This is a genomic window from Rhizobium sp. CECT 9324 (assembly GCF_918741265.1).
Classification (GTDB): domain Bacteria; phylum Pseudomonadota; class Alphaproteobacteria; order Rhizobiales; family Rhizobiaceae; genus Allorhizobium.
The window spans coordinates 270,079-281,803 of the sequence record NZ_CAKKMZ010000001.1 but is presented as its reverse complement, the minus strand read 5'-3'; the positions used below and the strand labels follow the sequence as shown (position 1 = coordinate 281,803).

The following is an 11,725-nucleotide window of genomic DNA, read 5'->3' as shown; positions in this document are numbered from 1 at the left end:
CTTGTTCGATTACTGCAGCGAGGCCTTCTGCGGATCGGCCGGGAAGGCCGGGTCCGTCTTGACGCCACGCAGCAGGTCGAGGGCATAGTTCAACTGGACGTCGTCCTTTGCTTCCGGCGGGACATAGGCGACCGAACCCGAACCTTCATCGTTCTCGTTCTGGCCCTTGATGTGACCCGGCAGTGCCGATTCACCTTCGGCACGGACCTTGCCCTGCAGTTCTTCCGGCAGCGGCTGTTCGACCTTGATGTCCGGCTCGATGCCGGTGCCCTGGATCGACTTGCCCGACGGCGTGTAATAGAGCGCCGTGGTCAGGCGCAGCGCACCCTTTTCGCCCATCGGAATGATGGTCTGGACGGAGCCCTTGCCGAAGGAACGCGTGCCGAGAACGGTGGCGCGCTTCAGGTCCTGCAGGGCGCCGGCGACGATTTCCGATGCCGATGCCGAACCGCCGTTGACGAGAACGACGAGCGGTTTGCCGTCGGTCAGGTCGCCTGCGCTGGCGTTGAAGCGACGGGTGTCTTCCGGATCGCGCGAACGGGTGGATACCACTTCGCCACGCTCGAGGAAGGCGTCCGAGACATAGATCGCCTGATCGAGCAGACCGCCCGGATTGAGACGCAGATCGAGAACGAAGCCCTTCAGCTTGTCGGCCGGAACGTCCTTCTTGATCTTCTCGATCGCCGCTTCCAGATCGTCATAGGTTTTTTCGGTGAACGAAATGACGCGCAGATAACCGACATCGCCTTCGACGCGCGACTTGACCGCGCGGATCGGGATAATTTCGCGCATCACGCTGAGTTCGATGGGCTTGTCGGCACCCTTGCGCAGGATGGTCAGCTTGATCGCGGTGTTGACCGCGCCGCGCATCTTTTCGACGGCTTCCTCAAGCTTGAGGCCGCGCACCGACTCGCCGTTGATCTCGGAGATGAAGTCGCCGGCGAGGATGCCAGCCTTGGAACCGGGTGTGTCATCGATCGGGGTGATGACCTTGACCAGTTCCTCTTCCATCGTCACCTCGATGCCGATGCCGCCGAATTCGCCGCGGGTCTGGGTCTGCATGTCCGCCGCGTCCTTGGCGTTCATGTAGACGGAATGCGGGTCCAGCGAGGTGAGCATGCCGTTGATCGCGCTCTCAACCAGCTTTTCCTCATCCGGCGGCGTGACATACTGGGCGCGGATGCGCTCGAACACGTCGCCGAAAATCGACAGTTCCTTGTAGGTGGAAGGGCCAGCCGCTTGCGCGGGGACACCAGCCGAGTAAATGACGCTCATCGCGGTTGCGCCCATCAGTGCGCCGACGAGTAGAAGAGAAGCTCTACGAATCATTCTGTGCCTTTCCAGAATCGCCTCCGACCCACCAGGGGCGGGAATCAACCGGTTTTCCGTCTTTCCGAAGTTCTATGTAAAGTGTCGGGCGGTCGGTTTCCAGCGCCAAAGCTGTGGCGCTTGCCACTCTTTTCTCACCCATCGTCGCGAGGGGTTCACCGGAAAGCACAAACTTGCCCTGACTGGTGCTGATCCGGTCCATTCCGGACAATACCATATGATAGCCGTCGCCCGTATTCAGAATGATCATCTGGCCGTAGCTTCGGAAATTTCCTGCAAACACCACCCATGCATCCGCCGGTGCGGTGACCAGGGCTCCCGGCGACGAGGCAATGACCATGCCCTGCGCCTGGTGGCCGGTTCCGTCCGGATCACCGAAATGCCGCAAGGTCTCGCCGGCGGCCGGCAATTCCAGTTTCTGCTGCAAATCCGAGAAGGGATATGCTGGCGCAATACGGTTTTTATCGGGCAATCCGGACTGCGCAAGCTCACGGGCGCGGGTGCGCTGTTCCTCGGTCATCTGGTCGCGCCTGGCCTCTTCGGCACGGGCCATTTCGGCCGCCTGGCGGGATGAAAGGATCTCGTTTTCCAGCGACTGGATGAGCGCTTCCATGGTGGAGGCGCGTTCGGCAAGTGCTTCTGATTGCTTGCGTTCTGCCTGCAGCTGCAGCGTATTGGTGCGGGCCAGCCGATCGTTTTCGGCAAGCAACAGATCCATGCGGCGCTCTTCTTCCTGGCGGCTGGAAATGGCCGCCACGAGCTGGTCCATTTCCGTCTTTCCGGCCTCTCGAAGGTCGATCAACTCTTTGAGATCGGCGGCGAGCTTGTCGGTCTGGTGGCGCATGCCAGGCACGACGGAGCCGAGCAGGATCGCGGTGCGCACGGAGGCCAGCGCGTCCTCGGGGCTGACGAGCAAAGCCGGCGGGGGATTGCGACCCATGCGCTGCAGGGCGGCCAGCACTTCGGCAAGAACGGCGCGGCGTTCACGGAAGGAGGCGCGGATGCCATCCTCCCTGATGCCGATATCAGCGAGCCGCTTTTCGCCACTGGTGATCTGTTTCTCGATGTCCTTGCGACGCGTGGCGGACTCGATCAGGGCGGTCTTGAGGCTCTCCGTTGTCTTGGCCAGCGCGTCGATACTTTTTTGCAGCTCGGCGGCCTTGTCATTGGATAGCCGCATGGTCTGCGAGATGTCCTGCAGTTCCCGGCCAATCTGGTCGCGCTTTGTCCGCAGTTCCACTTCGGCATTTGTCGGGGGGACTTCTGGTGTCGTCGTGGCGGGGACGCGTGCGCCGGTCTCGGCGGCTGGAGGTGTCGATCCGGTGATTGCCGGCTCCTGCGCCTGCACGCCAGACAGCGCGGTCGCGGTGATGAGCATGATGGCGAGGGGCAAAACACGCGACAACCACGTGGGCTGTCTGCGGCTGCGCGCATCGCTCATGCCAGTCAGGGCTGGCTGGGACATCTGGGTGGTTATCGATGGCAAATGCTGATCCCGGTTCGGCGGGAAAATACGCTGATTTGCCGCGCAGGCAAAGCGGCTTTGCGCCCATGCGGTCAAACGCGATGATAAGGATGTCCGGTGAGGATGGTGACGGCGCGATAGAGCTGCTCGGCCAGCAGGATACGGACCAATTGATGCGGCCATGTGAGGCGGCCGAGATTGAGCACCAGCCTTGCCCGGTCGCGCAATTCGGGATCGACGCCATCGGCGCCGCCGATGATGAAGACCATGTCGCGTTGGCCATTATCGGCGGCATCGCCAATGAATTTTGCGAATTCCGGGCTGTCAAACGCCTTGCCGCGCTCGTCGAGGACGACAATCAGCGCGCCGTCGGGGACCGTGCGGGAAAGCTCGGCGCCTTCCTCGCGTTTGCGGGTCTCGGCATTGCCGGCGCGGCTTTCGTTGAGCTCGACGGAGCGGGTGAATTCGAGCCCGCAGCTTGGTCCCGCCTTGGCAACGCGGTCCAGGTAACGGGACGCAAGTTCCTTCTCCGGTCCAGCCTTCAGCCGGCCCACGGCATAAATGCCAATTTTCATGACGGCGTTCCTCGTCCCTGGGTCACAAAACCATTTGCCCGGCATAGCGGGATGCTTGCCGCGTCACTCCGGCTTCGGGACCGCCTGAACGACGGCCGGCCGTTTCTAGTGCAGGCGACCTTCCTCGATATCCGGCGCGGACCACATTCTTTCGATGCTGTAGAACTCACGGATTTCGGGACGGAATACATGCACGATGATGTCTCCAGCGTCGATCAGGACCCAATCGCCCACTTCCAGACCTTCGACGCGGGCGGAGCCCAGGCCTTCGTCCTTCATGTCGGAGATGAGATGTTCGCTGATCGCCGTCACGTGCCGGTTCGAGCGTCCGGACACGACGACCATGTAGTCGCCCAGTGCGGATTTGCCGGCTATGTTGATCGAGACGATGTCTTCTGCTTTTGAGTCCTCAAGGCTCGCGAGGACCAGCTCAAGCGCGCGGGCTGCAGCATCGGCGCCACGTTCCGGGCTTTTCGGGATCGCGCTGTGCGCTCTTCCCTTGGTGTGCACTGTTGTCAGAGGTCTTCCTTTCCTTGGTATAACAGAACAGCACGTCTGTGATTCCCTGTTGCGGAAATCAGATTAAAAGGTGGCATCGATCCGTTAATCTTTCAAGACAGTCCATTGAAATGGAACAATCGACCGTTCAGTTCTCGGCGGCAGCGCGAAGGGCCGAGGAACTGAGCGTCGAGCGCGGGCCATGGATGAATGTCCAGGCGGGGGCAGGCTTGCGCCAGAGCACGCCGGCATCGTCCTCGTCGATGCGGGCGTAGTCGAAGGTGCGGGCCATTTTCGACGAAAGATAGGACAGCGTCGAGCCGGGCCGGTCGATCACGGCGATGGGGAAGGTGGTGGCGATCTTCTGCCAACGTTGCCAGTGATGGAAACCGGCGAGATTGTCGGCGCCCATGATCCAGACGAAATGCACATGTGGATTGCGGCTGCGGATGAAATCCAGCGTGCGCGCGGTGTAGCTGGTGCCGAGCGTCTGCTCGAAAGCGGTGACCTTGATGCGCGGATCGGCGGCCATTTTTTCGCAGAGCGAGAGGCGTTCGGCGAGCGGTGCGAGTTCGCGACGGCTCTTCAGCGGATTGCCGGGCGTGACCATCCACCACAGCTGGTCGAGGCCGAGACGGCGCAGGGCGATCTCGGCCACGAGCACATGGCCCTGATGCGGCGGATTGAACGAGCCGCCGAACAGGCCGACAACCATGCCCCGCTCGACATGCGGCATGACGCGGTGGTGGTGGGCGACATGTTCCACGATGTTCGGGACCGAGTTCAGGGTCGGACCTGGCCGGTGCCGCGCACGCGATATTTGAACGAAGTCAGCTGTTCGACGCCGACGGGGCCGCGCGCATGCATCTTGCCGGTGGCAATGCCGATCTCGCCGCCCATGCCGAATTCGCCGCCATCGGCAAACTGGGTCGAAGCATTGTGTAGAAGGATGGCGGAATCGATCTCGTTGAAGAAGCGCTCGACCACCCGTGGATCCCCGGCGATCACCGCCTCCGTATGATTGGACGAATAGCGTGCAATATGATCGATGGCGCCGGAAATGCCATCGACGATGGCAACCGAGATGATCGCATCGAGATACTCTGTGCGCCAGTCTTCCTCAGTTGCCATTTTCAGGCCGGGGAATGCGCGCAGGACCGTGGCCGAGGCGCGGATCTCGCAGCCGGATTTGGTCAAGGCTTCCAGCAGCGGCGTCAGATGGGTGGCGATCGCGCCGCTGTCAACGAGCAGCGTTTCGGCCGAGCCGCAGACGCCGGTGCGGCGCATCTTGGAATTGACGACGATCTTCCTCGCCATGTCGAGATCGGCCGAGGCATCGACATAGACGTGGCAGAGGCCTTCGAGATGGGCAAAGACCGGAACGCGGGCTTCCGACTGGACGCGGGCGACCAGGTTCTTGCCGCCGCGGGGCACGATGACATCGATCGAATTGTCGAGGCCGGACAGCATGGCGCCGACGGCGGCACGGTCGGTCGTCGGCACGAGCTGGATGGCATCGGCGGGCAGGCCGGCTGCGACAAGGCCCTTGACCAGGCAGGCATGAATGGCACGCGAGGAGTTGACCGAGTCCGAGCCGCCGCGCAGGATCACGGCATTGCCGGCCTTCAGGCACAGGGCACCCGCATCGGCCGTGACATTGGGGCGGCTTTCATAGATGACGCCAATGACGCCGAGCGGCGTGCGCACGCGTTCGATATGGAGGCCGTTGGGACGATCCCATTCGGCAATGATCGACCCGACCGGATCCGGCAGGTCGGCAATTTCGCGCAGGGACTGGGCAATTCCGGCGATGCGCGCGACGTTCAGCGTCAGACGATCGATGAAAGAGGGCGCGACACCGGTGTCTGCCGCGTTCTTCAGGTCGATGGCATTGGCGGCGAGAATGATCGCTTCTGCCGCGACAAGCGCATCGGCCATGGCGCGCAGCGCGGCATTCTTGGCGTCGGTCGATGTGTTGGCCAGTGGCCTGGCCGCGGCCCGGGCGCGCCGGCCAATGTCCAGCATCAGGGCTTCGACGGAATTCCCATTGGCTGCGGTCTCAAGCATGGGCTGTACCTTTCGTGGCGCTCCCGGCCAGCGTCTCTTCGACACGCTCCCTGCCGGCACTGTCCTGGCGATTGCCGGTTTCGGTCATGACGAGGTCGTCGCGGTGGATCATGGCGGCCCGGCCAGCATAGCCCAGAATCTGTTCAATCTCGTTCGACTTGCGGCCACAGATGCGGCGTGCTTCCTCTGCATCGTAGCCGGCAAGACCGCGGGCGATCTCGCGGCCCTCCGCGCCAATAATGGAAACGGTGTCACCGCGGTGGAATTGTCCCGCGACGGAGCGTACGCCGGCGGGAAGCAGGCTCTTGCCGGCCTGCAATGCACCTTGCGCACCTGCATCGACATGCAGCTCGCCTGCCGGCTGGAGCTGACCGGCAATCCAGGTCTTACGGGCGGTGACCGGCGACTTCGAGGCGGAGAACCAGGAATGGCGGGTGCCGTTTTCGATGCCTGCCAGCGGGTTCATGGTCTTGCCCGAGGCGATGATCATGGCGCAGCCGGCGCTGGTGGCGATCTTGCCGGCATCGATCTTGGTGCGCATGCCGCCGCGCGACAGTTCGGACGCCGCACCGCCGGCCATCGCCTCGATCTCCGGGGTGATGTCCTCGATGGTTTCGAGGAAACGCGCGTTCGGGTCGAGATGCGGCGGGGCGGTGTAGAGGCCGTCGATATCCGACAGCAGGATCAGCAGGTCGGCGCCGGCCATGGTGGCGACGCGGGCGGCCAGCCGGTCATTGTCGCCGTAGCGGATTTCGGTGGTGGCGACGGTGTCGTTCTCGTTGATGATCGGAATGGCACCGATCTTCAGCAACTGTTGGAGCGTGGCGCGGGCGTTGAGGTAACGCCGGCGTTCTTCCGTGTCGCCCAGGGTCAGAAGGATCTGACCTGCGACGATCGACGCGCGCGACAGGCTTTCCGACCAGTGGCGGGCGAGCGCAATCTGGCCGACGGCCGCTGCCGCCTGGCTTTCCTCAAGCTTCAGGGCACCTTTCGGCAGATCGAGCACCGTGCGGCCAAGGGCGATGGCGCCCGAGGACACGACCAGAACATCGGTACCGCGTGCCTTCAGGGCGGCGATATCGTCGCAAATGGCATCAAGCCAGGCCTTGTTCAGGCCGGACGCGCGATCGACCAGCAACGCCGAACCGATCTTGATCACGATCCGCTTGCAGCGAGAGAGCGAGCGAAGCTTGGTGGCCATTACGCGTCGCCTTCTCCGTCGAGGTCGTCCTCTGTCTCGGCATTGCTGTCGGTGCGGCTGTGCTTGCGGTTCTTTTCGCGGCGCTGGGGTTGCTCGCGGTTGCCGCCCGCCGAGACGATGACGTCGCGTAGCGCACGCAGCGCGTCGGTCATGCCCTTGCCGGTGATCGCCGAGAGCAGCAGCGGGGTCTGGCCGCTCGCCTTTTTCAGCTCGGCCATCTTCTTCTTCAGTTCTGTCTCGTCGAGCACGTCGATCTGGGACAGCGCGACGATCTCGGCCTTGTCTTCGAGCCCGCCGCCATAGGCTTCGAGCTCGTGCTTGACCGTCTTATAGGCCTTGCCGACTTCTTCTTCCTGGGCGGAGACGAGATGCAGGAGCACGCGGGTACGCTCGACATGGCCGAGGAAGCGGTCGCCAATGCCGATGCCCTCATGGGCGCCTTCGATCAGGCCGGGAATGTCAGCCAGAATGAATTCGCGCTCGTCGATCGTTGCAACACCGAGGTTCGGATGCAGCGTGGTGAAGGGATAATTGGCAATCTTCGGCCGGGCGCGGGTGACGGCGGCGAGGAAGGTCGACTTGCCGGCATTGGGCAGGCCGACAAGGCCGGCATCGGCGATCAGCTTCAGCCGCAGCCAGACGTTTTTCTCTTCACCTTCGAGGCCCGGATTGGCCCAGGTCGGCGCCTGATTGGTGGCCGACTTGAAATGGGCGTTGCCGAAGCCGCCATTGCCGCCGGCGGCGAGCCGGAAGCGCTGGCCTTCCTGGGTCAGGTCGATGATCAGGGTTTCGAAATCTTCCTCGAAGATCTGCGTGCCGACCGGCACTCTCAACGTGACATCGCCGCCATTTGCGCCGGTGCGGTTGCGACCCATGCCGTGGGTACCGGTCTGCGCCTTGAAATGCTGCTGGAAGCGGAAATCGATCAGGGTGTTCAGGCCATTGACGGCCTCGACCCAGACATCGCCGCCACGGCCGCCGTCACCGCCGTCCGGACCGCCGAATTCGATGAATTTTTCGCGCCGAAACGACACAGCGCCGGCGCCGCCGTCGCCTGAGCGAATGTAAACTTTTGCTTCGTCGAGAAATTTCATCTTGGTGCCGTTGATCTTCTGTCTGGTTTTGCGGATGGATGGGGCTATGGGGCATCGATATAGCCGGTTGAGGCGGAGGTCAAAGAGTATCGTGAAGTTCGTCAGCTACAACATCCAGTATGGCATTGGCCAGGATGGTCGTTTTGACCCGGAACGGATTGCACGCGCCGTCGAGGGGGCCGACGTGATCGCGCTGCAGGAAGTGACGCGCGGATTTGTGCGCAATGGCCATGCTGATCTTGTCGAAATCGTCACGTCGCTGTTTCCGACCTATTTCTCGTCCTTCGGCGCGGCCAGCGACGTGCTGGTCGACCATGCGATGGTCGAGGGCCGGCTCTGCGAGCGGCGTTTCCAGTTCGGCAATATGGTGCTGTCGCGCTATCCGCTTGTGGCTGCGCGCAATCTGCTGCTTCCCCGGACGCGCACCTTCGACAAGCTCAACCTGCAGCGTGGCGCGCTGGAGGCGGTGATCGATGCGCCGGACGGGGCGGTGCGCGTCTATTCGGTTCATCTCGACCATGTCTCTCCCGACGAGCGCATGGCCCAGATCGCCTATCTGAAGGAGCGGGCCAACGGCTTTGTCGACGAAGGCGGGGCGCTGACCGGCGCGATCGAATTTGCCGTGCCGGATCCGGCACTGCCGGCCGACTATCTGCTGATGGGCGATTTCAACATGGAGCCGGAGGGGCCGGAATATCTGAGCATGGTTGGCCGGGACGATGCCTTCTATGGCCGCGTGGCACGCGCCGACCGGCCGATCGACGCGGCCGCGCATCTGAAGGCGCGGACGGCGGACGGCTATAGCTGGATCAGTCCCGACGGAGTGGTGCGCAAACATCTCGACTACTGTTTCGTCAGCGGCGGCCTGGTTTCACGATTGAAGGCCGCCTTCGTGGATAATGAGACGACCGCCTCAGACCATTACCCGGTCTGGGTGGAGCTCGCCTGAGGCTTGTCCGGGCGGCGAACCGCCCGGATATCGGTGGACTAGCGGTCCCGATTGCGGCTTTGAAAACCGGACTGGGTTACCCGCATGTCGATCATCGGTGCCATGGCATTGCGCGACAGCGAATAGACATCACTGACTCCGACAATCGTGCAGCCGAGCTTTTCCAGCACCTTGAACGAGGCCGGATTGTCGGCAAAGGCACCGGCGGCGATCTCGGCCTGCGGCATGCGGCGGAAGACATGATCGAGCACGGCTTGCGTTGCCTCGCTCATCAGCCCCTTGCCCCAGTAGAAGCGGTTCAGCCAGTAGCCGAGATGCCAGAGGCCATGGCGCAGTTCGACCGACACCGTGCCGATATGCACGTCATCGGCCATGGTTATGGCAAAGAACCAGTCCGACTTCAGGCCGGATGTCACCGTGTTCAGCCAGTCGAGCGCATCCTGCCGGTCATAGGGGACCGGCACACGCGTCAGCATGCGGGCGACGGCAAAATCACCCAGCGAGGCGGCGATCGGATCGGCATCGCCGATCTTGTGCGGGCGCAGGACGAGGCGATCCGTCTCGATGACCGGGCAGGGGCCGGGCATCGGCATGTCGCTCCGCTCCGTCCGGGTGCGGGGCTTGCTCAACAGCGCGCTCACCGCATTTCCCCCCAGCTCTTCAGCGACAGCCAGGTCTTGCGATCGAGCCTGTACCATTCGACCGGCACCATGCCGCCCATGGCGAGGTTTCCGACCATGCCGGAGCCCTGGAACTGGAAGCCGCATTTCTGGATGACCCGGCGCGAGGCGATGTTGGTCACCCGGCATCGCGCATCGATGCGGGCAATGTCACGGGTGCGGAAGGCCATGTCGATCAGGGCATGGGCCGCTTCCGTGGCATAACCTCTATTCCAATAGGGTTCGCCCAGCCAGTATCCCATTTCCAGCGTGTCTTCATCCGCCGCATGCGGCTCCAGCGCGCAGCAACCGAGGAATTCGCCGTTTTCGGCTTTGGTGATGGCGTAGACGCACTTGCCAATCTCGCCAATATTCGTGCGTCGCACAAAATCGGCGGCGTCTTTTGCCGTATACGGGTGCGGCATGCGCGAGACCATGGTGGCGATCGCGGCATTGTTGGCGAGATAGGCAAGGGCGTCGATGTCTTCTACGTGCGGGCTGCGCAAAACGAGCCGTTGCGATAACAAGACGGGGCAATCGGTTCTCGACCGATCGGGCCTTGGCCGATCTTCGGGCGACCGCGATTGGTCGTCCCTTAACAGTAAGCTGTCCATGGTTCAGTCTCCTTCTGGTTGAAAAAAGGCATAAAAAAGAGGGGAGATGGCGCCCCATCTCCCCTTTTTTCTAGACTGAACCTGGTACGGCCAGCCGGGTCGATGAGACGCCGGCTGGTTTAAAACGCTACCGGCTTTTATTCTGCTGCTTCGGCCGCTTTCGGCATCACAGACACGTATACGCGGCCATTGGCCTTCGTACGGTAGGCGACATTGCCGGCGGTCAGAGCAAAAATGGTGTGGTCCTTGCCGAGGCCGACATTGGCGCCCGGATGCCACTGCGTGCCACGCTGGCGCAGGATGATGTTGCCTGGAATGACGACTTCGCCGCCGAACTTCTTCACGCCAAGGCGCTTGGAGTTGGAATCGCGACCGTTGCGCGATGAACCGCCAGCTTTTTTATGTGCCATGGGATTTCTCCTTTAAACCGTGTTTCTCGTTGACCGTTAGGCTGCCACGATGTCCGTGATACGGACGACCGTGTGATGCTGGCGATGACCGCGCGTGCGCTTGGAATTCTGGCGACGGCGCTTCTTGAACGCGATGACCTTCTTGCCACGGTTGTGTTCGACAACTTCTGCCTTGACGGACGCGCCAGCAACGAAGGGTGCGCCAAACGTGGCATCAGCACCTTCGCCGACAACGAGAACTTCGGTGAATTCGATGGTTGCACCAGCTTCGGCTTCCAGCTTTTCGATGGTCAGCACGTCGTTGGCGTTCACGCGGTACTGCTTACCGCCGGTCTTGATGACTGCGAACATTTTTTATCCTTTCATGTTCGTTCCGGCTCTGCCCTTGGGGCGGCCGTCTTTTTGTCAGTCGGATGGCAGGACGACGCATGCGCCTTTGTCCTGCCGGTGGGGCTCCGCCTGTGGCGAAGAACGAAAGACACAGTTACCCACGCCTTAAGTCACCGGTCGCATACGTGAGGCCCCTATCTCTGTCAAGATAAAAGCTTCTGAAGCCGTCACATTCGCTCTTGCATGGGGGGTGAACTCTCGCTAAGAGACAGCCCGCGCACAACTTGCGCCGACCAGCAAAGCGGAGAGGTGGCTGAGTGGTCGAAAGCACCGCACTCGAAATGCGGCATACGGGCAACCGTATCGTGGGTTCGAATCCCACCCTCTCCGCCATAGCTTGATCTAATGTGTTGATTTTACGTGATTTTCTTTGTGGCGATCTTCTTGGCCCATCATTCAGCCCATCACGCTGAATTGGATCTTCTCGCCGGAATTTTTTTCACGGCGGCGTGTTGCGCCATGAGAATATTCTGA

General features: G+C 62.1%; 12 protein-coding genes, 1 tRNA gene and 1 pseudogene. 2 read left to right on the top strand and 12 right to left on the bottom strand.

Annotated features, from left to right (window positions below):
* Nucleotides 1-9: 9 nt before the first annotated feature.
* The 8 genes and pseudogenes from LQ231_RS01315 to obgE form a co-directional block, all read right to left on the bottom strand.
* The gene (locus tag LQ231_RS01315) at nt 10-1,329 is read right to left on the bottom strand and encodes a S41 family peptidase (protein ID WP_113142781.1); all 1,320 of its coding nucleotides are present in this window, start codon (nt 1,327-1,329) and stop codon (nt 10-12) included.
* Nucleotides 1,319-2,770 (bottom strand): murein hydrolase activator EnvC, encoded by a 1,452-nt coding sequence (locus tag LQ231_RS01310; protein ID WP_230173205.1) that lies wholly within the window; start codon nt 2,768-2,770, stop codon nt 1,319-1,321. The genes LQ231_RS01315 and LQ231_RS01310 overlap by 11 nt, the downstream gene beginning before the upstream one ends.
* Before the next feature lie 116 nt (nt 2,771-2,886).
* Complete coding sequence (rlmH, locus tag LQ231_RS01305; protein WP_230169988.1) at nt 2,887-3,369, bottom strand: 23S rRNA (pseudouridine(1915)-N(3))-methyltransferase RlmH; 483 nt, start codon at nt 3,367-3,369, stop codon at nt 2,887-2,889.
* A gap of 105 nt (nt 3,370-3,474) precedes the next feature.
* Nucleotides 3,475-3,909: a ribosome silencing factor gene (gene rsfS / locus LQ231_RS01300; RefSeq protein WP_113142779.1), complete on the bottom strand. Its 435-nt coding sequence runs from the start codon at nt 3,907-3,909 to the stop codon at nt 3,475-3,477.
* A 106-nt stretch (nt 3,910-4,015) separates the two neighbouring features.
* Complete coding sequence (locus tag LQ231_RS01295) at nt 4,016-4,603, bottom strand: nicotinate-nucleotide adenylyltransferase (RefSeq protein WP_230173204.1); 588 nt, start codon at nt 4,601-4,603, stop codon at nt 4,016-4,018.
* 47 nt (nt 4,604-4,650) lie between these two features.
* Nucleotides 4,651-5,934 carry a glutamate-5-semialdehyde dehydrogenase gene (locus tag LQ231_RS01290; RefSeq protein WP_230169986.1) on the bottom strand — a complete coding sequence of 428 codons (1,284 nt, stop codon included), beginning with the start codon at nt 5,932-5,934 and terminating at the stop codon, nt 4,651-4,653.
* Entirely contained in the window at nt 5,927-7,135 is a 1,209-nt protein-coding gene (gene proB / locus LQ231_RS01285; RefSeq protein WP_230169985.1) for a glutamate 5-kinase, read from the bottom strand. Before proB ends, LQ231_RS01290 begins: the two co-directional genes overlap by 8 nt.
* A gap of 59 nt (nt 7,136-7,194) precedes the next feature.
* A pseudogene (gene obgE, locus LQ231_RS01280) lies at nt 7,195-8,229 on the bottom strand (GTPase ObgE); the annotation flags it as partial.
* Nucleotides 8,230-8,320: 91 nt separating this feature from the next.
* Between obgE and LQ231_RS01275 the strand changes: the two are divergent.
* A complete protein-coding gene (locus LQ231_RS01275; protein ID WP_230169983.1) occupies nt 8,321-9,178 on the top strand; it encodes an endonuclease/exonuclease/phosphatase family protein in 858 nt (285 codons plus the stop codon).
* Between the two features lie 38 nt (nt 9,179-9,216).
* Here the strand turns inward: LQ231_RS01275 and LQ231_RS01270 are convergent, their stop codons facing one another.
* The 4 genes from LQ231_RS01270 to rplU form a co-directional block, all read right to left on the bottom strand.
* Nucleotides 9,217-9,771, bottom strand: a complete 555-nt coding sequence (locus tag LQ231_RS01270) for a GNAT family N-acetyltransferase (protein WP_230173203.1) — start codon at nt 9,769-9,771, stop codon at nt 9,217-9,219.
* 44 nt (nt 9,772-9,815) lie between these two features.
* The gene (locus tag LQ231_RS01265) at nt 9,816-10,451 is read right to left on the bottom strand and encodes a GNAT family protein (RefSeq protein WP_230169982.1); all 636 of its coding nucleotides are present in this window, start codon (nt 10,449-10,451) and stop codon (nt 9,816-9,818) included.
* A 137-nt stretch (nt 10,452-10,588) separates the two neighbouring features.
* Nucleotides 10,589-10,861, bottom strand: a complete 273-nt coding sequence (rpmA, locus tag LQ231_RS01260) for a 50S ribosomal protein L27 (protein ID WP_007604271.1) — start codon at nt 10,859-10,861, stop codon at nt 10,589-10,591.
* A gap of 36 nt (nt 10,862-10,897) precedes the next feature.
* A complete protein-coding gene (gene rplU / locus LQ231_RS01255; RefSeq protein ID WP_007604273.1) occupies nt 10,898-11,212 on the bottom strand; it encodes a 50S ribosomal protein L21 in 315 nt (104 codons plus the stop codon).
* A 282-nt stretch (nt 11,213-11,494) separates the two neighbouring features.
* Here rplU and LQ231_RS01250 point away from each other — a divergent pair.
* A tRNA-Ser gene (locus LQ231_RS01250) sits at nt 11,495-11,584 on the top strand.
* Nucleotides 11,585-11,725 lie beyond the last annotated feature (141 nt).